The 20,829-nt window shown below is 47.4% G+C and carries 18 protein-coding genes; 8 read left to right on the forward strand and 10 right to left on the reverse strand.

Going from position 1 to position 20,829, the window contains the following annotated elements; genetic code table 11:
* The first annotated feature begins 26 nt into the window (after positions 1 to 26).
* Both QNM19_RS05305 and QNM19_RS05310 read left to right on the forward strand, forming a co-directional pair.
* Positions 27 to 2,783, forward strand: coding sequence for an Ig-like domain-containing protein (locus QNM19_RS05305; protein ID WP_284026443.1), 2,757 nt, complete (start codon positions 27 to 29; stop codon positions 2,781 to 2,783).
* Between the two features lie 149 nt (positions 2,784 to 2,932).
* The gene (locus QNM19_RS05310; RefSeq protein WP_049866389.1) at positions 2,933 to 3,649 is read left to right on the forward strand and encodes a hypothetical protein; all 717 of its coding nucleotides are present in this window, start codon (positions 2,933 to 2,935) and stop codon (positions 3,647 to 3,649) included.
* A 99-nt stretch (positions 3,650 to 3,748) separates the two neighbouring features.
* Here the strand turns inward: QNM19_RS05310 and QNM19_RS05315 are convergent, their stop codons facing one another.
* The 3 genes from QNM19_RS05315 to QNM19_RS05325 all read right to left on the reverse strand — a co-directional run bounded on the left by QNM19_RS05315 (position 3,749) and on the right by QNM19_RS05325 (position 7,044).
* Positions 3,749 to 4,156 (reverse strand): type 2 periplasmic-binding domain-containing protein, encoded by a 408-nt coding sequence (locus tag QNM19_RS05315; RefSeq protein WP_010386095.1) that lies wholly within the window; start codon positions 4,154 to 4,156, stop codon positions 3,749 to 3,751.
* 10 nt (positions 4,157 to 4,166) lie between these two features.
* The gene (locus QNM19_RS05320) at positions 4,167 to 5,240 is read right to left on the reverse strand and encodes a porin (protein WP_284026444.1); all 1,074 of its coding nucleotides are present in this window, start codon (positions 5,238 to 5,240) and stop codon (positions 4,167 to 4,169) included.
* 184 nt (positions 5,241 to 5,424) lie between these two features.
* Entirely contained in the window at positions 5,425 to 7,044 is a 1,620-nt protein-coding gene (locus tag QNM19_RS05325) for a methyl-accepting chemotaxis protein (protein WP_235412632.1), read from the reverse strand.
* A 553-nt stretch (positions 7,045 to 7,597) separates the two neighbouring features.
* On the opposite strand from QNM19_RS05325, the gene QNM19_RS05330 reads away from it, so the two are divergent.
* The gene (locus QNM19_RS05330; RefSeq protein WP_284026445.1) at positions 7,598 to 8,797 is read left to right on the forward strand and encodes a porin family protein; all 1,200 of its coding nucleotides are present in this window, start codon (positions 7,598 to 7,600) and stop codon (positions 8,795 to 8,797) included.
* A gap of 10 nt (positions 8,798 to 8,807) precedes the next feature.
* The gene (locus tag QNM19_RS05335; RefSeq protein WP_010386100.1) at positions 8,808 to 9,212 is read left to right on the forward strand and encodes a type 2 periplasmic-binding domain-containing protein; all 405 of its coding nucleotides are present in this window, start codon (positions 8,808 to 8,810) and stop codon (positions 9,210 to 9,212) included.
* Here QNM19_RS05335 and QNM19_RS05340 read toward each other — a convergent pair.
* Complete coding sequence (locus QNM19_RS05340; RefSeq protein ID WP_284026446.1) at positions 9,209 to 9,928, reverse strand: substrate-binding periplasmic protein; 720 nt, start codon at positions 9,926 to 9,928, stop codon at positions 9,209 to 9,211. The two genes, QNM19_RS05335 and QNM19_RS05340, sit on opposite strands and share 4 nt — an antisense overlap.
* Positions 9,929 to 10,264: 336 nt before the next feature.
* On the opposite strand from QNM19_RS05340, the gene QNM19_RS05345 reads away from it, so the two are divergent.
* Positions 10,265 to 13,066, forward strand: a complete 2,802-nt coding sequence (locus QNM19_RS05345) for a tetratricopeptide repeat protein (RefSeq protein WP_049866277.1) — start codon at positions 10,265 to 10,267, stop codon at positions 13,064 to 13,066.
* Positions 13,067 to 13,189: 123 nt separating this feature from the next.
* Positions 13,190 to 13,600, forward strand: a complete 411-nt coding sequence (locus tag QNM19_RS05350; RefSeq protein ID WP_049866276.1) for an MAPEG family protein — start codon at positions 13,190 to 13,192, stop codon at positions 13,598 to 13,600.
* A 15-nt stretch (positions 13,601 to 13,615) separates the two neighbouring features.
* Here QNM19_RS05350 and QNM19_RS05355 read toward each other — a convergent pair whose 3' ends face one another.
* The 6 genes from QNM19_RS05355 to QNM19_RS05380 all read right to left on the reverse strand — a co-directional run bounded on the left by QNM19_RS05355 (position 13,616) and on the right by QNM19_RS05380 (position 18,216).
* Positions 13,616 to 14,092: a hypothetical protein gene (locus QNM19_RS05355; protein WP_049866275.1), complete on the reverse strand. Its 477-nt coding sequence runs from the start codon at positions 14,090 to 14,092 to the stop codon at positions 13,616 to 13,618.
* A gap of 101 nt (positions 14,093 to 14,193) precedes the next feature.
* Positions 14,194 to 14,583 carry a DUF6463 family protein gene (locus tag QNM19_RS05360; RefSeq protein WP_049866274.1) on the reverse strand — a complete coding sequence of 130 codons (390 nt, stop codon included), beginning with the start codon at positions 14,581 to 14,583 and terminating at the stop codon, positions 14,194 to 14,196.
* A complete protein-coding gene (locus tag QNM19_RS05365; protein WP_049866273.1) occupies positions 14,580 to 15,119 on the reverse strand; it encodes a TetR/AcrR family transcriptional regulator in 540 nt (179 codons plus the stop codon). Before QNM19_RS05365 ends, QNM19_RS05360 begins: the two co-directional genes overlap by 4 nt.
* Positions 15,116 to 15,616, reverse strand: coding sequence for a DUF2867 domain-containing protein (locus QNM19_RS05370; RefSeq protein WP_049866272.1), 501 nt, complete (start codon positions 15,614 to 15,616; stop codon positions 15,116 to 15,118). The genes QNM19_RS05365 and QNM19_RS05370 overlap by 4 nt, the downstream gene beginning before the upstream one ends.
* 371 nt (positions 15,617 to 15,987) lie before the next feature.
* Entirely contained in the window at positions 15,988 to 16,773 is a 786-nt protein-coding gene (locus tag QNM19_RS05375; RefSeq protein ID WP_284026447.1) for a nucleoside-binding protein, read from the reverse strand.
* A 129-nt stretch (positions 16,774 to 16,902) separates the two neighbouring features.
* Positions 16,903 to 18,216 (reverse strand): Na+/H+ antiporter NhaC family protein, encoded by a 1,314-nt coding sequence (locus QNM19_RS05380; RefSeq protein ID WP_049863426.1) that lies wholly within the window; start codon positions 18,214 to 18,216, stop codon positions 16,903 to 16,905.
* A gap of 453 nt (positions 18,217 to 18,669) precedes the next feature.
* On the opposite strand from QNM19_RS05380, the gene dapB reads away from it, so the two are divergent.
* Complete coding sequence (dapB, locus tag QNM19_RS05385) at positions 18,670 to 19,473, forward strand: 4-hydroxy-tetrahydrodipicolinate reductase (RefSeq protein ID WP_049863425.1); 804 nt, start codon at positions 18,670 to 18,672, stop codon at positions 19,471 to 19,473.
* A 206-nt stretch (positions 19,474 to 19,679) separates the two neighbouring features.
* Positions 19,680 to 20,816, forward strand: a complete 1,137-nt coding sequence (gene carA, locus QNM19_RS05390; protein ID WP_010386112.1) for a glutamine-hydrolyzing carbamoyl-phosphate synthase small subunit — start codon at positions 19,680 to 19,682, stop codon at positions 20,814 to 20,816.
* The last annotated feature ends 13 nt before the right edge of the window (positions 20,817 to 20,829 follow it).

Raw genomic sequence — 20,829 nt, forward strand, 5'->3', positions numbered from 1 at the left:
AAACAACGAATAATAAGAGTATAATCATGTACAAATTATCACCCATAGCGTCTTTTCTCGGTGCGATGAGCGTGTTTGGTGCCGCAGCCAGCACAGCACCAGTGAGCATTCATAGCGATCAGCAACTTGAGTCACAGCTCATTGAACAATTGCAACAATCAACGCGTTTTTTCCAATCTCGTCAGGCAGGCACGCAGCCGGGTTTTGATTTTAAAACCCACAGTCGCAGCAAAGATGGCAAACACCTTCGTCGTAGCCAGTATTATCAAGGGGTCCGCGTACACGGAGGGGAAATTGTAACTCACCATGATGCACAAAACTTGTTTAGTGTGTGGTTTTCACCGGAAGGGGATATCACTGGGATCAGTGGTTCAGTGGTACCGGCTCCCAGGCTGGATTCAATTGTTGCGTCAATTGATGAAGCACAAGCACTGAGTAGTGCAAAGGACAGTATTCCGGATCTATTGCTCACTCATGATGAGCAGGTTGAACTGGTGGTTTATCCATACCAGAATGGCTTTAGATTGGCATATATGATCACTTTCTTTGCTGAGACAGAGCACGCCCCCAGCAGACCGGAGTTTTTCATTGATGCACACAGTGCCGAGATCCTGAGTCATGTTGAGACTCTGACCCATGGAAAAATTGGCACAGGCCCCGGCGGCAATGAGAAAATCGGCCGCCATTACTACGGCGAGGATAAGCCTAAGTTTTATGCGACTGAGCGTGACGACGGACGCTGTGCGCTGGCGCATGATGACATTCGCGTGATCGATATGGAACATGACATCAGCAATACCGAGACCTTCGTGTTTGATTGCCATGAGAACCAGCATAAGTCAGTCAATGGTGCCTATTCTCCGCTCAATGATGCCATGTACTATGGTAAAGCGACGCTGGAGATGTTTGATGACTGGTACAGCAGCCGAGCACTGGAAGGCGATTTGGTGATGCGGGTGCACTACCGCGAAAATTATCTCAACGCGTTCTGGAATGGCAAAGAAGTGACGTTTGGTGATGGCAACTTGTCTCGTTATGGCGTATATCCCTTCACATCGCTGGGCGTGGTCGCCCATGAAATTGCCCATGGTGTGACTTCGCAAAACTCAAAGCTGGTTTACAGCAGCATGTCAGGTGGGGTGAACGAGGCGTTTTCAGACATGACGTCGGAGGCATTGGAGTGTTTTCTGAATCAGGACGCCGATGGCAATTGTGAAGTGGATTGGTTAATCGGTGCCAGCATTTTCAAAAACCGCACAGCGCTGCGCTATATGGATGATCCAACCAAAGACGGCAAATCTATTGGTCATGCGGATGACTACACCATAGGGCTCGACGTTCATTATAGTTCAGGGGTATTCAACAAAGCTTTTTATCTGCTGTCTACCACACCCGGTTGGGGCGTAAAAAAAGCCTATGAGGTGATGTTGCATGCAAATAAACACTACTGGGTGTATAACGGTAATTTTGAGTCGCTGGCTTGCGGTGTAACGGATGCGGCTGAGGAACTGGGTTACGATATCAAGGAGGTTGGCGCGGCATTCAAACAGGTCGGCGTGTTTGCCTGCACAGAAAATAAAGCCCCTGAAATCACCATAACTAACCCGGAAGAGGGCAGTCGTTTTAAGATTAACTCAGCGCTGACTTTCAGTGCTGATGCGCAAGATGACTATGGTGAAGTTGCTAAAGTGACCTTTATGGTGAACGGTGAGCAATATCAGACATTAACCGAGGCACCTTTTGAGGTGCGCTGGCAAAGCGATCAAACCGGGACGTATCAACTGAGTGCGATAGTAGAAGACAATGAAGGCTTGCGCGTGAATTCTGAGCCGGTGCGGTTTACGTTAATCGACCCGAGCCAATGTCAGACACCCCAATGGCAAGAAAGTCAGGTCTATGTGCAGGGCAATAAAGCTGCCTTTGATGGCTATGAATACACCGCTAAATGGTGGAATCGTGGTCAAAGTCCTGCGCATAACTCGGGTTCCTGGGGAGTATGGCAGCGCGGCGTTGAGTGTAGCCAGACTCAGGAGCAGCCAAACCAGGCACCTGAACTGATCTTCTTGTCACCTGAGAACAACCGCGAAGTCACAGAAGGTAGCCGGGTAGCGGTGGCACTAAGCGCAATCGATCAGGATGGTGAAGTGAAAGAGGTGCTGATCAGCGTGAATGGCCAGCTATTGACTGAGCTTACCCGAGCACCTTACACGTTTAATTTTAATGCTCAGCAAGCTGGCGAATACACCTTGAGTGCGGTTGCAGTGGATGATGACGGTGCGCGCTCTCATGTTGTCACACGGGCTATTAAAGTGACACCAAGTCAGGGTGAGGTAAATGCACCTGAGGTGGTTTTAACCAGCCCCAAAAATGGTAGTCAGTTTGCCCCTGAGCAGCCAATTATGCTTCAGGTTCAAGCGTCGGATAAAGATGGTGATTTGGCTCAGGTCCGATATTTCATTAACGGCAAACAAGTCGCAAGCAGCAATCTTGAGCCTTTCAGTGCGTCGACGACTCTGAGCGAGGCAGGGACCTACGAGTTGTATGCCGTGGCCAGCGATAAGAGCGGCTTGCAAACGCGTTCAGCCACACACCAAATTAGCATCAAAACGAAGGCACCTGGCTGTCGGACTCGTGACTGGTCTGCTGGCACAGTATATACCGCTGGTGATCAGGTGAGCTATAACGGAAAGCTGTATCAGGCAAAATGGTGGACACGTAATCAAGTTCCGGCTGATAACTCAAGCCGCTGGGCAGTGTGGAAAGTAATTGGGGAGTGTAAGTAATCAACTTAAGGGCCTGAACTGCTTTTGTATCAGGCCCACTTTGCCTATTGCGTAATGAGACAAAAGGTAACATTAAATAACACGCAACTGGTTGGTCACTATTATACACCCAGATAGAATGCAGCGTAGAGCTCGTTTAAGGAAAAATAATGAAGAAACGCACATTCATAGCACTCATACTATCGGGTATTCTGCTTGGCTGTGGTTCAGGCAACAGTGAGCCCACGTATGGTATAACAGGGCCTGTAAAGCCACCGAAACCGAATGTAAAAAGCACTAAGATAGTCACTCAGGGGTTTGAAGTGAGCATCTATAATCGACTGGTCGAGCAAGATGCAGACGATCCTGAGTACAATCGAGATACACCTTATCAGGTGAATGAACCTGTCACTTATCGGGATATCGTATTTGGCCTCGATACGCAAACAGAGTCGGTAAAATTGGCGTCCGGGTTTGACACATTTACACCGTTTCAGTTGATCTCTAAAGCCTATGCTTTGTCGCCGATGCCCCCTCAGACAGAAGAAAGTATTGTATCATTGGATATCACTTCAGCAATGGATTTTAGTCAGCAATACCCCTCCGGGAGCAATCTGAATGCATTATTTTCGGTGACTTATGATGACGCACTCAACAGGTATTATTCCTATCATAACGACACGAAAACGTTTTTCACAGTGGATGAGTTTTTGCAATACGGTCGCGATGGAGAGGCGTTGAACGCAGGCTTTACACGCAACCTGGTGTTAAATACAGGACCTGAGTATCCTGTAAACATGACTTTTTACATCAGGATAGAATTGGATAACGGGAAAGTCTTCTCGTTAGAGACGCAAGAGATAACCTTTCAGGTTCAGGGCGAATAAGGTAGGAATAATTCACTGTTGTTTAATGCCGGAATTGCAACATGAAAGCCGGTTCAGATGAACCGGCTTCAGACTGATATAAAAGCACCCTCAAAGCTGTTAAAACTGTTGCACTACTTTCACAGCATCAGTGACCGAATCGGAAGAGACAAAGCCAATTGTATCCGGGTTTGCAGAAACCATTTTGATGACTTCTGCGTCATTAGAAACTTCCTTAGGTGGTGTGCCTTTACCTGTAAAGATAAGTTTAGACCAATATGCCTTGAGCTGAGCAGAAGACTTATTGAGTGCTTTGCTATTAAACTCATCGGTGATCGGGTTACCCGGCTCTTGTGACACCGGGATCGCTTTATTCCCATTGGAAAAAGATTTCTCTTTGCCAGTAAAAATACGGTTGATTGTTGAGGTATCAAAGCTACTGCCGTTGCTGGGGTGAACAATCACGGATACGCCAGCATAAGCATTAAAAGCCGACGACAATAGCACTGCGTATATTAAATTTCTCATGTCATTTCCCCTAAAAAACCAAATCAATACCAAAAGTGAGAGATTCACTGTCGCCTGCTACTGCCAGTGCAGTCGAATCATCTTCGACTTTGTCATATTGTACTTTGAAGGCTGCGGAAGGATGGAAGTCCCATCTAACCCCAACGGCACGAGTGTCATGCTTCTCCGGATCGTCTCCATCTTTTTGTTCAAAGTTGGAATACATAATGTATGGGGTGATGGTGTCGAATCGGTAACCAGCACTGATCATGTAAGTATCTAAGTCACCATCTAGGTCCAGCCGGTTAAACTCAGTTAAGATAAAGACATTGCCAAAATCTGCATTGGCGGCCAGACCATAAAATTTGCCATCCCGGCTGTCTTTACCATTCCAAAGCTCAGGTTCACCATTGCGAAAACGCTTGTTCGTATAGCGCATGTGAGTGACTCGCAACTCAAGCCAGTCATAGCTGAGTTGTACCACACCGCCTAAAATATCTTCCCAAATCTCCCGGGTAGGGGTTTGGAAGAAGAACTCAGACAAGAGTTTATTTTCTGTGTCGTCTTCGCGCCCTGTATATACGTTAGCAGAAATGCCCCAATCTCCGATTGCCCCGCTGTACAACAGATTGGCACCTTCATAGTTAAATATCTGCCAGGTATAGTTGTCGGCCGGGGCCCGCATCCACACATATGCGTACCCTACATCATAAAAATCAGAGTAATAAAACAAAGGTAAACGCTTTTTACCGACCTGAAATGTCCAATTGTCGTTTATTTCGTATGAGGCATAGGCCCATTCAAACTCTGCATCGTAATCATTGGCACCCCTGGCGACAATTTGACCCGTGACGCTTAAACCTTCACCCAGGTCGCTGCTGATCTGCAAACCAATCAGGGATTCAGGCGAAAAGGATAAGTCCTCTTTATAGGCGCTCACGATGGGATAGTCAGCCAGAAAAGTAGGTTCCAGACCGAACTGAGGGACACCCGAACCACTTAACACCTGGCCACCTGTCATACTGGCGAACCCAGATATGTTGACCTCGGCATGAAGTGTCGTTGATGCTAACGCTGTGACCAAGAGAGTATATTTTAGTTTCATGGATAGCTCCGCTAAACTCGTGTTGTTGGCACTGCTAAGTATAGTTATATATGCAAAAAAGAAAGGTTTTTTGCATAAAATGTGAGCAGTTTCGTGGGCTTTGTGAAGGAAGCCAGGAAGCTTTAGACACATGCCTTCGACCGGGCTGAAGAGCCCGGGAAAGACACAATTTGGCACGCCAAATCTAGAGTTTGAACTGACTGGTCGCTGACACTAACCGATCAGAAGCCTGATGCAGTCTGTGAGAAACATCATCGAGGTCGCTGAAGGATGCGTTAACCTGTTTCTGTCCTTCATTCATTTTTTCAATCGTATCGGCAACCTGAGCTGCCACAGAGCTCTGTTGTTCTGTTGCAGACGCAATTTGATTGTTCATTAGCGTAATATTGGCGATTTTACTTTGGATCTCTTCTAATGCCTGCCCGGCTTTTAGCGCTCTGGATTCATTACTGCTTGCCTGTTCATCCGCCTGGCTCATCATTTTAACGCTGCGCTCAGCAGCATTTTGCAGTGAGTCGAGCATTGTGCGTATTTCTGTCGTGGCATCACCAGTGCGCGAGGCCAGCGTACGCACTTCATCAGCAACCACCGCAAAACCCCGGCCTTGTTCACCTGCCCGGGCAGCCTCGATGGCAGCATTAAGCGCAAGCAGGTTAGTTTGCTCAGCGATTGAACTAATCACGTCCAAAATGGATGAGACATTGCCGGTGCCTTTAGCGAGATCATTGACCGCCTCGGCCGCTTCGCCAATCTGTTGGTTTAGCTCTTTCGAATTAGCTATGGTATCGGTTACCGCTGAAAGGCCATTGTGTGCTTCTTGCTCGGTTTCATGCGCAGCGGTGTTCGCCGCAGATGCAGAGTCGCTGATGCTGTCGATGGATTGAATGAGTTCATTAATCGACTGTTGTGTTTGCGCTGCCTGGGCTGATTGCTGATCTGTCACTCTTCTTACTTTTTCAGTGCTGTGTACCAGCTTCTCTGAGGTATCAAGGAGTGGTTGTGAAACGGACATAACCCCATTGATAGCAGTGGTGAGTGTATCCATAAATTTATTGAAGTTGAGCGCTGTGCGGCCTAGCTCATCGTCACCTAGTACTTCAATACGCTGATTTAAGTCACCATGCCCATCTGCAAGTTCACTTAACGAGCTCCGTAATTCATTGGCAGTGAAGCTGATATTGCGAGCAACAGACAGTGCCACAATTACCAGCAGAATCGTCAGCACCACGCCTGACTGGATTGATAGCCACAAACCGTCATTACCGCTTTCATATGCTTTTCTTATGGTACTTTGAAACAACTCGTCGACACTTTTTTGGTAGGCCGTCAGGCCGTTTTCAGCTTTTTCAAACAGGTCTGATTTTTGTTTCGCAAGCGTAGGAAGTGTACTGAAATCAATGGTGTCATTGATCATGCCTTGTGCGAGCCGCTCAGACAGTGTTTTGTATTCGGCAATGACTTCGAGCTGGTTTTTGATCAGTGTACTGTTGTCAACATCTAATACGCGCAGTTCATCGAGGTTGGCTTTCAGATCTTGCACCGTTTGCAAGGCTTGATTCATGACATCGTTATCGGCAAACGAGACGGCCTGGCTGAACAGCTCATCTGCCCGGCGGATGAGAACACTGTTAATTGTGGACAGTTGAACCGTTTTGTAAATTTGCCGTTCTAGCAGTACGAGCTCTTTTTGAGTGTTCTGAAAGGCAAAGAAATTGATGAGCAGGTTAGCAGTGAACACGGAGACAGACAGAGCAACAATCAAACTTATTTTGTAAAACAGTGGTAGGTTTTTAAACCAATGCATAACCGAGTTCCCCAGTATTAAAACACCAAACTATCAACTGAATGACCGCCCATACCTGCACAGGCGCGATGCTAGTCCAACACAGTAACAAGTCTTAGCCATAAACGCTCAATTTGCCAATTGTTTGTAAAAATTAAATAAAAAAGGAATGACTTAGTCTTTGTTACATTGTCAGCGGCCTGTATCGGTCTGTGTGTACGGCACTGTAATATAAGCGCCTTGCCCAAGTCTTGTGACTTTTTAGTAGTGCAATGGGTGCTCAGGAACAAGTGGTTATATGTCTTTAACTGTCAGAAATATAATGGTTTTTAGCCTCTGAGAAATCCGCTTTGCTCAGTATTTGCTGCTGTTAAGAGGCGCTCAGGCGCATGAATGTTGTGAGAATAATCTGTAAGTCGTCCTGTTGACGACAGCGTGAGAGGCTGACCAGAGCCGGTATTACCTGCATCAGGAAATTAAAATATCCCTGCTAGCAAAAGGATTAAGTTGCGCTAGGGTTAAAAGGCGTTATGTAACTCTGCGCGCACTGAAAGACTAACGGGTAGGACTAACTATGAACTGTAATTATGCTTTGAAGTGGGTAATTGGAGGCGCTTTGGTGACGAGCAGTTTCGCCAGCTACGCCGACGTCGTGTTTAATGGCTTTGCTTCTCTCAGGGCGACTGCTGCCGATAGTGATGGGGGCACGTCACCATTCGAGACACTTGAGGGGGACGGCGATATCTCGTTTTCTGACGAATCTCTTTTTGCGCTTCAGGCACGAGCGGACCTGGGGGGGGGCCTCAGTGCGACTGTTCAGTTGCTCGCTGAAGGTAAAGGCGATTTTGACGCAGAAGCGAGGTGGGCGTATGTCAGTTACGAAATTAACCCACAGCATACTATCAGCATGGGGCGCTTTGCCAATCCCAGCTTTTACCAGTCTGAGTACCAAAATGTTGGCTATACACACAACTTTGGTCGTTTGCCCAAAGCCGTCTACATCGGATTTGATTTCACCACAATTGAAGGGGTGTCTTTAGACAGCAACTTTATTTTTGGTGACTATGCATTGTCGACCAAAGTACTGTACGGCAGCTGGCGCGGAACGACCTTTCTGGCCGCAACACAGCAGGACGAATCTTTTGGCTTCAAAGACGAGCTGTCTGTCAGGCTCGAATTATCTAAAGACTGGTGGACCGTGTACGGTGGTTTCTTCATAGTCGAAATAGAAGGCGGCACGGTAGATACTAATGCGATCCTTGGAGGCGCTCAGGGGGCAATTGAACTGGCTAAGTCTCAGGGGGCAACAGAGCAGCAGGTTCAGGCGTTCAGAGACGCTGTGGTTTGGGATGGCAAAAATGGCCTCTATGGTTACACGGGTTTTCACATAGATTATGACCGCGTCATTTTGGATGTGGAATATGCCGATTACGGCGTTGAAGACTCGAGTGATGGATTTAATCAGGTCTGGTACACCGCAATTGGTTACCGTGTAGTCGATGATGTCATCGTTACAGTACATCACGAAAGGTTTTTGCAAGATAACAAAGACTTGGATTTCCTCAATGGCGTAGACCAGCCAACTTTGAGAGCGACCGGGGTTGCGATTCGAAATAACCTGGCAATGCGAGAGTTTGATGGTGTCGGCCTGTCTGTCAGATACGATTTCCATCCTAATGCAGCGTTGAAGTTTCAGTATGTAAGCGGTGAAGACTCCCGGCCTTCAGTCGGAGATTATTCGATTTGGACCGCGGGCGTCGATTTGGTCTTTTGAGGGGAAAGTAATGAAAGCGATTATATTTACGGGCTTGATTGGCTTGTCTTCTTCATGCTGGGCTGTTGATGTCGTTGTCCATCCCTCAAATACGGCTGCGTTGGACAAGAATCAGATAGAGCAAATATTCCTGGGCAAGTTGAAAACCTTTAATGGTGCCGGTAAAGCCGTGCCAGTCAGTCAGTCCGATACAAGTGCTGCCAGTGAAGAGTTTTACAGCAAAGTGATCGGTCGCAGTGCCAGCCAGTTAAAAGCCTACTGGTCTAAGCTCCTGTTTACCGGTAAAGGACAACCGCCAAAAAAGCTGGCCAATGATCAGGAAGTACTGGATATGGTGAAAGGAGATGCCAGTATTATCGGTTATGTCACCAGTGGCAGTGCGGATGACAGTGTCAGGGTCATCGCCTCTTTTTAACGTAAAAGATCATGAAACTGATCAACCACGTTTGAGTACAGGAAGCTTTGTTCCAGCAAAGCTTCCATCAGGCCTTCTTTCTGTGCTTTTATGATTGCGGCTTCCAGCTCTGATTTATAGGGTAGGCAGGCGCTTTGGTTAGAAAGCACTAAGTAAACAGGATTGATATGCACGGGCTCCGGGAGCATAGCCAGTGGCAGAGCTTGCGCGCTGTAGAGGTTCAGCCAGCTACTGATGGCCTGCCACTGAGGCGCAATAAAGTAGTCGATACGTTTCATGGACAGCATCTTTAGTGCTTTCTCAACGCTGTCTGCGGTAGTGAGGGTAAGCTGAGTCAGATCAAAGCCTGTGTGACTTAGAGTCGCTGATTTTTCGCCGCGCAAGGTAGCACCTCTGAGCTGGATAAGCTCTGTCATGTTAGTGAGGGATATTTCCTCACGTCGATAGAACACACTGTGCGCTGAGGTGGTTAAAGCAGGCTCCAGGTAGGTAAACCACTCACGAGGATAGTCCGCACTTTGCAGCCCAACCAGCATGTCAATGTGACCGTCTCTGGCCCATTGTATTGCCCTGAGCCAGGGCATGGGTTTAGTGACTTCAATTTGCGTGTGTGCAGGTAAAACTTGCCGTACAAAATCAAAGCCAATGCCACGCAACTTGTCTTCATGGATAGCATAACTTATCGGCGGGGCATCCGGACTACCTCCCATGCGCATCAAGGTACACATTGCAAAGCTCGGAGCACTAACAAGAAAGCAAAACAAGAAGGTTGTTAAATTTGCATTATTCCACACAACTTTGCCAGATAAACGTGAGTACTTGCTGGTATTAGTTATAGCTCAGTTTCGGTGGTTTTTCTTGATGAACTGTGTCGTATAAGGGGATTGGTGCCCCACAAAAAATGGTATTCAAGTTGAAAATGGTCGTGATTGATTATTGATGGGCTGGTGAAACGGACGGGGCGGCAAAACAATATCATTGAATTATACTAACATATTCAATAACAGAGATGCGCCTTCTTAACATCTGAAGTAAGGGAAACGGGTGGTTATATGTCCGAAAACACCGCTGATTTTAAATATCTGGTGTGCTTTGTTTTGTGCCTGACATTCAGTGTGGCCGCTGTCGCTCAAACGTCTTTATCGGCCGAGCTGATGGCAGAGAAGATAGCAAGCGCAGAAGGAAGTGAAAAAGTAGAAGCAATCATAGACTATGTTGCGCAACACTTTCATTTTCATACTGCCGAATCACTCACTTATGGCCAAGTAGGGCTTTCATTGCTGGCGGACAACCCCAATGATGACCAGAGTGCCCGATTGTTGAGTCACCTGGCCCGTGCCCACATATCGAAACGAGAACTTAACCAGGCTAAAAAGCTGGCTGAGCGTGCGAATATACTGGCAGTACAAAGCCGGATCGAGGCTAATCAGATATTGGCTAAGCTGGTCTCTGCGGATATTGCGACGCGACAGCAGAATGTTGATATTGCTGAAGCTGATCTTGTTACCGCTATGCAGTTAGCAACGAATACTGGCCATGACAGGTATCTTGCTAGAGCCCGCCAGTTGTCAGGTGTACTCAATATTCGGTTGATGCGCTTCGATGACGCCTTAGCTGACTTTCTTCATAGCCTGAATTTATATCGCAAATTACAGGATAACTACCGGGCATCTTCGATACACCAAAGCCTGGCCTCTTTGTACAGAAGAATGAACCTCTATGAAAAGGTGTTGTTTCATCAAAACAAGGCCATCCAGATTGCAACAGAGCTAAACGATGAAAGAAAGCTGGCAATTTATTACAGTAACATGGGCACTTATTTTGAAGAGATTGACGACTTTCCCAATGCCATCGACATGCACCTTAAGTCACTTGCCTATAAGGAAGCACTAGGCTATAGCATGGGCATGATCCACACCTACAATCGCCTCGGGTCTGTGTACCGGTTAGCGGAGGATTATAGCAACGCTGAAAGCAGTCTGATGGAAGCCTTGAATCTGAAACAAGCGACCAATCGCTTTGACACGAACATTTCGACCTATCTGGATCTGGGGCGTTTGTATATAGATACCGGTGAGCTGAAAAAGGCCGAAGCGTATCTTAATAAAAGCTTGCCGTTGTATCTGGGCTCCCCGTGGGAAGATCGCATTGCTGAGATTTATCAGGCGTTCGCACAATTGTCGTTGCAGCGGGGAGCAACCCTGCAAGCAATCGATGAATATCTCAGAGCCATTGAGATAGCCACTGAGCATCAAAGAGATGCCCTTGTGATGCAGTATCAGCGCGAACTTGCGCAAGTCTACGAGCAGGCCGGGCAGCCTGTGCAGGCAGTTCACTACCTTAATGCCTATTTATCTTATCAAAACGAATGGGAAAACAGGAATAACCAGTACCGGCTCAGCGCATTAAGTGTTGAGTTCGATGTGGAAGAAAAGGAACGTGAAATTGCTGAACTGGTGCAAGAAAATCGCATTAAAGACTTACAGATAGAAAAGCAGGCATTTCAAAAGGGGGTCGTTCTTATTGCCTTGGTGCTGGTATTTGGTACTGTGTTTTTCTTGTATTTCTGGTACAGCAAGAATAAACAGCTAAAAATCGAGCAGCTGGCGTTAAAGCAGGTGAGTAGTGTTAAAGAGCGACTCAGTCTGGCTCTATGGGGGAGTGGTGATGAGCTGTGGGACTGGGATTTGGCAGCAGGCGTGATTACACGAGACAACCAACAGAGTAATTTGCAACTACCTGCTGCCGAGATTGGCTCAGATCTCAGTGTCATAAAAGGATCCGTACACCCTGAAGACTATCCCGAATTAGAACAAGCATTTAATAAGCACCTGGAGGGGGAAACAGAATTCTATGAGGTGAGCTACCGCGTCAAAACCACTCAGGGGAACTGGCTTTGGGTATTAGATAGAGGAAAAGTGACAACCCGGCATGAAAGCGGTACGGCCGTCAGGGCATGCGGTACAATTAAGGATATCTCAGCACTTAAGCGTACGGAGGTCGCTTTGGCTGAACTGAATAAATCCCTTGAAGAGCGTGTTGAGGAGCGAACCGAACGCTTAAAACAATCCAGGGATGAGCTGGCCAACACGCTGGATACGCTGACCAGGACGCAGTCAACGCTGGTAGAAGCACAAAAAATGGCCTCGCTTGGGCGTCTGGTCAGTGGTGTTTCTCACGAGCTCAATACGCCTTTGGGCACCACGGTTACAGCCTGCTCGGTGCTGACCCAGGCACTGTATGGATTTAAGGACAAACTGGCGCAAAGCAAACTGACCTTAAGTGATACGCAGGCGTTTATTGATGTGTCCGAGTCCAGTGCACAGCTGATAGAGAGTAACACAACGCGGGCAGCGCAATTGGTGAAGCGATTTAAGCAGGCATCTGCCCACGAATACACCAGCAATCAAGATCGTGTTGAGTTAAAGGCATTCCTTGATGCGTTTGTTGGGTGTCATGTTAGCAAATCAGTCAGTTTCAATGTTGACTGTCCCGCGTCTGTTTCCGTGCGCTTTAATAAACAGGCATTGGAGCGGGTGTTAGAAGATTTACTTATGAATACGATACAGCATGGGTTTGATTCATCTCACGGGGACGTTTGGATCACATTATCGTACGATGAAGCGCAGGTTAAACTGAGTTTTAAAGATGCAGGCAAAGGTATCGCAGACGACACACTGGCGCACATTTTCGAACCATTTCACACTACCACCCGACACCAGGGCAATGTAGGGCTGGGTCTTTATATGGTATTTAATTTGGTGACTTTTGTACTGAACGGCGAAATTAAGTGTATATCTGCGCCTGATAAGGGTTGTCTGTTCGAAATGGTCTTTCCGGCAGACAGGGCATAGTCAAGGTTGCGTTAGGGTTAGGTCATCTATTTTACTGCAGATTTAATCCTACAGCGATTGACACACCTGGACAAAATAGGTCACTGTGTTTGCACCTAAATTTTATACAGCAAGGAAGTCAGTATGACAGACCTTTTGGCCCCATACCAGTTGAGTATTTTAGTGCTTGGATTATCAGGCTCTTTGTTCTTAGTTCAATTGGCGATTGTAGATATTATGGCAATTAAACAAAAGCACCCGCCGGGTGTGGCGGTGACGCAGGATCCGAATGATCTCTTGTTTCGCTGTAATCGCGTGTTCGCTAACAGCAATGAGACTGTGGGGATCCTGATATTGGTGGTGATGTTTGCGATGTTTTCAGGGGCCAACCCCAGTTGGTTAAATGGACTGGCTGTGGTGTATTTAGCCTCCAGAGTCGGTCATATGGCTTGTTACTACCTAGGAAAAAAGCTTATGCGCAGCGTCTCTTTCGGCGTCTGTTATATTAGTTTATTCGCTATCTTTGGCATAGGGTTGTCTGCCTGGATACGCTGAATGAGGCAGTAATTGTCAGGTTATGGCGCGAATAATGATCCCGGGGTCCGTGATCCCTTCTTTTTTCAGCGCCTCCTGAATGTTCTTGATTATGTCGAAATATTGCTCCTGCAACTGCATCAGATACTGGCTTTTCATTTCAGTGAGCTGCTGTGTTGCTTCATCGGGCGTACGCTCAGCTTGCAACTCCATCAGCTCCTCTTTAAGTAACGTGATTTCTTCTTTAATCTCCTCCAGGCGCTCGAGCATACGTTGAATGTATGCCGGCACATCCTCATATTTTTCTTCATCTTCTTTGGCTTTTTCCCCGGACAACACATGCTTGTCTTCATTAGACAAGGTGATACCCTGAGCTTCCTCAGCTGTGTCAGTAGCCGCGGCAGCTGCCTGCTCTTCGCTGGTCTTTTCTCCGGCTGGCTCTTTTGCAGGCGCTGGTGGCTTAGTTTGAAATGCGGAAATATCAGTGGTGGCCTGATGGATGATAAATGTCATTGCACGTTCCTTGGGTCATTCATGCGCGAAATACACACCGAATAATACTTTTATCTTATTCTGTATCGGCAGGGATAGTGACACCTTTAGGAAAAAAGTAACTATAAATGCGATGACTTGCGGTACCTTAGGCCTGTTATTGATGGCACTAACGCCAGGAGAATGAGCAGGTAGCCACCCGAGAGCGGCATAATGAACACTATTAGCAGGCCGAGGGTGAATAAAGCCGGGCAAAGCAGCTCTGGCAAAGGCACATCGTGTTTCTGGAGGTGTTTCAGGACACACCCTAACAGAATAAACAGCGACCCGCAGACCAAAAACCAAACGATGGCTTCGCGGTCAAATAACATCATGTCTTGTTTTATGGTGCTTGCGAACCAGCCTTCCTGATGCATTGCAGTAAGCACCTCCCAGCCCATCAATAGACCTACCAGGTTATGTAGCAGGCCGATGGCAATCAGGCCATAACTCATGAAATAGGGGTGTTTCATAATAGTTCCTTCAGTTGTGTTTTTGCCTGCTGTGAACTCAGTGCCAGACAGTCCTGAACGGACAGGCGAGGGTAGAGCTGTTGCAGCCCGAGGAAGCTGGCATAGCTGGTTGTTGCCAGGTGTTCTGCGCGCGTTTGATCCAGACCTAATTCGAGATAGCAGGTTTTAAGATAGTGCTGGCGCTGCGTGTCTATGGTACACAAATGGTGCTGGATGCTGGCATCTTTCAGTGCCCAGGCGCGAATATGCAATTCGGCTTCAATGTCTGTGGCTGCAATGGCCTCATCAAGACGTTCCAGTCTGGTCAGCGGACAGGGCTGCGTATCCGCAATGGCGATCAGACGTGTTGTAGCCTGTTCATACCAGTACGTCATGAGCGCATCTATGAATGCCTGGCGATTTTTAAAATGATGATAAAAAGAGCCTTTGGTCACTTTTTTACGGGCGCAAAGTCGGTCTATTGTCAGGGCATCAGGGCCACTGCTGATCAGCGTTTTTAAGGCAAATGCCAGCCAGCCTTGTTTTGCATCACTCATAATCGACCCGCCTTCTTTGCGCCCTGTATAACACTGCGAGCAACGACATAATGAAAGGGCAAGATGGCGTTGAGGTAAATACGCCCCGTTAGGGTCTTTGGGTTGACCAAGGTGGATACAATCACGGAACTTTCCTGCTTTTTTACACTGAGATAAAAAACCATGTGGCGATCTTCCGAATAACTGATGATCTCCTCCGGGTATTTCTCACACACGTTCAGAAAACCAGCCTGATCACCTACGGCAAGCTCATTACTGGCTGGGGTCATGGTCTCTTGTCCGGTGGAAAAGCCAAATACAGCGACCAGCTTGTTTCTGAGTCGCATCAGCCGTGTTACCCAACCAGGCATGGTATTAAAAATCCGGTATTGCAGCTGACTGGGGGTCAGGGTGGGGGTGTCGAGCGCAATTTGTAATGCATCACGGAAATGGTGTGGGCCTGCTTTTGCCTGAAGGCGATCGGGCTCAGGGGTCAGGCTAGTGATAAGACTGAACATAAAACAACTCCTTCTGAGATTGAATGAACATACCATACAGTATGGTATGTTTTGTGGCAATGAATTTGCCCGTTTTTTATTCAGGAATATTTATAAGACGTATTTAATACCAATTTCACTTAATACCTGATCTATTTGAAGGAGCAAATAGGACGCTAACAGCGTTAAAAATTTCTCATTTAGAACAACTAAATAGCAAAATTTTTGCCTCGCCTATAGGGATGTAGGTGCCTCAGCGGTAGCAGGACGCGGGAGCGGTGTTATCGACCCTATTTTCTCGCCTCAAAATAGCTCACTTAATTAAGCAAATTGGTATAAAAGTGAAATGAGAAAGCCGGGCCTGAACAGAGGGCCCGGTCAAACAGTGTAGCTTAAAACGTCCAGGCAAGGTGGATCTGGGGGACTGATTCGTCGGTGTCAGTGCCCAGTTTATTTTGCCAGTATTGCCATTCGAGACCGAGCATGAGCTGGTTTTCAGGCATCTCCAGCGCGTGACCCAGATCCCAGCGTAAAATAGGTTGTGCCAGCAGCCAGTTCTTCACATCGCCACCGACTTCATTATCACGGCCCGTGAGGTATTCAACGTGACCGGTGAATTCAAACTTGTGGTCGCCCAAAGAGAATGGATAGCTCCAGGCTACATCCAGTATGTAACTGTTGGTTTCTTTCGGTGCGCCACCGGCGTTAACGCCGCGGCTGTCATCGATGTAGGCAGTTAAAGTGGTCGCGAAGAAATTAAACCCTTCGAGGTTCCAGGACAGCTTCACGCCTGGCAGGTATTTCATGACTTTGGCATCACCGGCGGCGTTAAAGCCCATCACAATGCCCACGTCTTGTAATGGTGAGTTATTAAACTTCAGGCCCGCCAGTTTCCCCAGGCTAAAAGTCGAATACCATTCACCGTAAAAGTCGCCATCTTGATGACCATCATCCAGGTCATCTGTACTGTAATCGATAAAGAAAAAGTTATCGCCATAGCGGTAGCCCGAGGCATGTTGCAGGGAGTAGATTGTCTGATTTGCTTTTTGCTGACTAAACGGGTTTTTGAACTCGCCATGGTTAATGTGTAATTGCGTATTACTCCAGTCCGCGGCAGTGACCGAGGTTGTTGTGAGCGTAAATCCCAGTGTGAGCGCAGTAAAAATAGGTGTTTTCATTGTTTCTCATGTTTGTGGGGTTATAAACAGCTGAATTATATACGCAAAATACTACAGAAAAGGAATAAAAAACTAATAATTTATTAATGCGAGGGAATGAATGGCATCCGCTTGGATGCCATTGAAGTATCAGTCTTTATGACGACGAATACAAATCACAGCGACCGCTGTAAATGCCAGAATAAAGCAATAAAAAGACGAGGTAGACACTTCCCACGGGCTGATCTTAAAGGTTGCACCCAGTAACAGCGCTTGTGCGCCATAAGGGAGGGAGCCTTGCATTACACAGGCAAAAATATCCAGCAGGCTGGCTGAACGTTTGCCTGAGATCTTTCCATCATCGGCCAGCTTTTTAGCAACGGGCCCAGCAACAATGATACTGACAGTGTTGTTCGCAATACACAGATTGCTGGTCAATACGAGCGCTGCAATGCCCAGTTGATCAGCCACTTTTCTGTGCCATTTGGCGATGAGCGCAGTGATTGCCTGGATCTTATGTGCCAGATAATCCAGTCCACCATTAACGCGAATAAATTCAGACAAACCGCCAATGAACATAGAGAGCAGGAAAATCTCTTGCATGTCACTGAAGCCTTTATACACGTCTTTGACAAAGGCAGCGCCCTGGTAATCACCGGTGAATCCCATCAGGGCGGCGAAAATAATGCCACTAAAGAGCACCACAAAAACGTTAATACCTACCACAGCCAGTACCAGAATAAACGCATAAGGTAACACCAGCAGCCAGTCAAAAGGCTTGGTTTCAACGGCTTGTGGCTCAGGTGTCAGGAACACCAATAAGGCAACGGTGAGTGCGGCAGCGGGCAGAGCAATTTTCAGGTTTTCCCTGAATTTGTCTTTCATTTCACAGCCCTGAGTACGGGTTGCCGCTATGGTGGTGTCAGAAATAATTGATAAGTTATCTCCAAACATCGCGCCTGAGACTATGGTACCGGCCATCAGAGCCGGATCGATCCCGGTTTTGATGGAGACAGCGTAAGCAATGGGGCCGATGGCGCCTATGGTACCCATGGACGTCCCCATCGCGGTTGAAACCACGGCCGCGATTAAAAACAGTCCGGGTAATAGCAGACTGGGTGGGATCAGCGATAAACCGGCATTGACCACTGCGTCAACGCCCCCTGTGGCACTGGCCACCGACGAAAAGGCGCCGGCAAGCAAGTAGATTAAACACATGGTGATGATATTGCTGTGCCCGGCACCTTTGATAAAGGTTTCAACGCTCTGGTTGATGGTACCTTTGTTGATCCAAAACGCGATCACTATGGCAGGTAAAATGGCTACCGGTGCAGGTAACTGATAGAAAGCATAATCGACCCCCTGTGATTGCAGGTACAGACCCGCGCCCAGGAATAGGCCAACAAAGGTTAAAAGAGGTAGCAAAGAAAGCTTTGCTTGTGTGTGATTTAAGTTTGGCTGCATAGCACTCCCCAAAAACTAACCACAGCCAACGGATCCATTATTAGCTGCATTTAAACTACGTCGCCCGCAATAATTGAAATCGGCGAGGGCGGAAGTTTATATGGTTAGACGTCCAAAGTCCATGGTGTTTCGTTATTATGTTTATCTTCCCGGTAACGGAGTGTGCGCTGAGCACATCGACATGATTTACAGCGGTTGAAACGCCTTTTTGGTAAAGCCAGTCTTACTCGAAGTATTAATCAGGCCTGCTTCACAGCGGTCCATGACGGGATAGATTAGTATTATTGTCAACTGACTATGACACAGAGATCGGGTAAACTCTAGGCCACAAAATCAATCATCCAACTAAAAAGCTGGGTGACTGGGCTTATCTCTCTTGCGCTGAAAATCGGGAAAATACGTTTCCGTACCACTGAACAGGGTGGAAAATCTAATACAAAGGAAAACCGCAATATGACGAAAATCGGTATTTTTGGCGCCAATGGCCGCATGGGTCTGGCGCTGATTGAAGCAGTCCAACAGTCTCAACATTGCCAGTTAGGTGGCGCGTTTGTCAGAGCATCATCGCCACATTTGGCTCAGCCCATTGCTAATTTACAGCCGCAAGCGCCAGCCGGGTCAACTTTTAGCGCTGAGCAACAACTGGGCGATGAGCTGGATGTACTGATCGACTTTACACTACCAGAAGGCATGCTCGGCCACCTTAAGCAAGCTGTGGCGAACAAAACGCCGATGGTGATCGGCACAACAGGGCTCAATACAGAGCAAATGCAGGCATTGGAAGACGCGTCCAGGTCAGTCCCGATCGTCTTTGCACGTAATTTTAGTGTGGGTGTCACTCTGATGCTGGACCTGGTACAGACCGCCGCGGCAAAGCTTGCAGATGAAATGGACATCGAAATTTTTGAAGCCCACCACCGCAACAAAGTAGACGCGCCTTCGGGCACTGCACTGGCGATTGGTGAAGCCATTGCAGAAGCAAAAGGCTGGGATCATGAGCAGGTTGCACGCTATGACCGAACTCAGGTACATGAGGCAAAAAGTCAACAAGAAATTGGCTATTCAGTGCTCAGAGCTGGCGATATAGTTGGTGAACACACAGCTTATTTTGCCACCATGGGAGAAAGGCTGGAATTAACACACAAAGCAACATCAAGATTAACCTTCGCATCAGGTGCTGTAAGGGCTGCACAGTGGTTAAAAGATAAGCCAAACGGACTTTATTCCATGCAAGATGTGCTTGGATTGAAGAAGTAAGCTTACTATTTTAGCGTGTTCGTTATAAAAAGTCGCTAAAAACCTTATTTTTTTATTTTTTACGTGAATTATTAGACGAATCTAAGAATGTGCTGTAGACTATAACGAATTTGCCAAAATTTTAATAACTGCGTGTTACCAAGCGCTTTGTAGACGGGAAGATAAGCGCTGGCTTGCTCCCGTTTTTTACTATCTAGGAGGTTAACTTGACTAAATCCGCTCTCTTAGTCCTTGAAGACGGCACTGTGTTTCGCGGTACTGCCATCGGCGCTGACGGCCTGTCCGTTGGTGAGGTAGTATTCAATACGTCTATGACGGGATATCAAGAAATTTTGACGGATCCTTCTTATGCAGAACAGATTGTGACGCTGACTTATCCACACATCGGGAATACCGGTACTAATAGTGAGGATGAAGAAGCCGATAAAATCTGGGCTAAGGGTCTGGTAATTCGGGATTTGCCATTGCTTGCAAGTAATTTCCGTAACGAGCAATCGTTAAGTGACTACTTAAAAGCACGCAATATCCTTGGGATTGCCGATATAGATACGCGTAAGCTGACGCGTATCCTGCGTGATAAGGGCGCTCAAAATGGCTGCATCATCGCGGGCGATGAGATTGATGAGCAGCAGGCACTGGAAGCGGCAAAAGCGTTCCCAGGCCTTAAAGGGATGGATTTAGCGAAAGTCGTTACAACAGAACAGACTTATGAGTGGCGTGAAGGGAGCTGGACTTTAGGTCAGGGCTTCCAGACTCTGAGTTCTGAGGAAGAAAAATTTCATGTTGTAGCGTATGATTTTGGTGTGAAAAAGAACATTCTTCGTATGTTGGTTGACCGTGGCTGTAAACTGACAGTAGTACCTGCAGAAACCTCCGCTGCAGAAGTGCTGGCGATGAATCCAGACGGTATTTTCCTGTCTAACGGCCCTGGTGACCCTGAGCCATGTACTTATGCAATCGATGCGATTAAAGCCTTCTTAGAAACTGATACGCCTATCTTTGGCATTTGTTTGGGCCATCAGTTACTGGCACTGGCTTCTGGTGCGCAGACGGTGAAAATGAAATTCGGTCACCATGGCGGTAACCACCCGGTGAAAGACCTGGAGCGTGACGTGGTAATGATCACAGCACAGAACCATGGTTTCGCAGCGGACGAGGCCACTTTGCCAGATAACCTGCGTGCAACGCATAAATCGTTGTTCGACGGTACCTTGCAGGGTATCCATCGTACTGACAAGCCGGCTTTCAGCTTCCAGGGTCACCCTGAAGCGAGCCCGGGTCCGCACGATGCAGCACCGCTGTTCGACCACTTCATTGAATTAATGCAAGCACGTAAAGCCTAATTAGAACCGGAGT

Origin of the sequence: Pseudoalteromonas ardens, assembly GCF_030125445.1 — a bacterium.
GTDB lineage: Bacteria > Pseudomonadota > Gammaproteobacteria > Enterobacterales > Alteromonadaceae > Pseudoalteromonas > Pseudoalteromonas ardens.

What these genes read in the sequence shown, in the direction of transcription:
- dapB (WP_049863425.1), top strand. Translation starts at nt 18,670, where the DNA reads ATGACGAAAATCGGTATTTTTGGCGCCAATGGCCGCATGGGTCTGGCG.
- QNM19_RS05305 (WP_284026443.1), top strand. Translation starts at nt 27, where the DNA reads ATGTACAAATTATCACCCATAGCGTCTTTTCTCGGTGCGATGAGCGTG.
- QNM19_RS05315 (WP_010386095.1), bottom strand. Translation starts at nt 4,156, where the DNA reads ATGAGAAATTTAATATACGCAGTGCTATTGTCGTCGGCTTTTAATGCT.
- QNM19_RS05340 (WP_284026446.1), bottom strand. Translation starts at nt 9,928, where the DNA reads ATGCGCATGGGAGGTAGTCCGGATGCCCCGCCGATAAGTTATGCTATC.
- QNM19_RS05365 (WP_049866273.1), bottom strand. Translation starts at nt 15,119, where the DNA reads ATGAGTGATGCAAAACAAGGCTGGCTGGCATTTGCCTTAAAAACGCTG.
- QNM19_RS05370 (WP_049866272.1), bottom strand. Translation starts at nt 15,616, where the DNA reads ATGTTCAGTCTTATCACTAGCCTGACCCCTGAGCCCGATCGCCTTCAG.
- QNM19_RS05375 (WP_284026447.1), bottom strand. Translation starts at nt 16,773, where the DNA reads ATGAAAACACCTATTTTTACTGCGCTCACACTGGGATTTACGCTCACA.
- QNM19_RS05325 (WP_235412632.1), bottom strand. Translation starts at nt 7,044, where the DNA reads ATGCATTGGTTTAAAAACCTACCACTGTTTTACAAAATAAGTTTGATT.
- QNM19_RS05310 (WP_049866389.1), top strand. Translation starts at nt 2,933, where the DNA reads ATGAAGAAACGCACATTCATAGCACTCATACTATCGGGTATTCTGCTT.
- QNM19_RS05360 (WP_049866274.1), bottom strand. Translation starts at nt 14,583, where the DNA reads ATGAAACACCCCTATTTCATGAGTTATGGCCTGATTGCCATCGGCCTG.
- QNM19_RS05330 (WP_284026445.1), top strand. Translation starts at nt 7,598, where the DNA reads ATGAACTGTAATTATGCTTTGAAGTGGGTAATTGGAGGCGCTTTGGTG.
- QNM19_RS05350 (WP_049866276.1), top strand. Translation starts at nt 13,190, where the DNA reads ATGACAGACCTTTTGGCCCCATACCAGTTGAGTATTTTAGTGCTTGGA.
- QNM19_RS05380 (WP_049863426.1), bottom strand. Translation starts at nt 18,216, where the DNA reads ATGCAGCCAAACTTAAATCACACACAAGCAAAGCTTTCTTTGCTACCT.
- QNM19_RS05335 (WP_010386100.1), top strand. Translation starts at nt 8,808, where the DNA reads ATGAAAGCGATTATATTTACGGGCTTGATTGGCTTGTCTTCTTCATGC.
- QNM19_RS05355 (WP_049866275.1), bottom strand. Translation starts at nt 14,092, where the DNA reads ATGACATTTATCATCCATCAGGCCACCACTGATATTTCCGCATTTCAA.
- QNM19_RS05320 (WP_284026444.1), bottom strand. Translation starts at nt 5,240, where the DNA reads ATGAAACTAAAATATACTCTCTTGGTCACAGCGTTAGCATCAACGACA.
- QNM19_RS05345 (WP_049866277.1), top strand. Translation starts at nt 10,265, where the DNA reads ATGTCCGAAAACACCGCTGATTTTAAATATCTGGTGTGCTTTGTTTTG.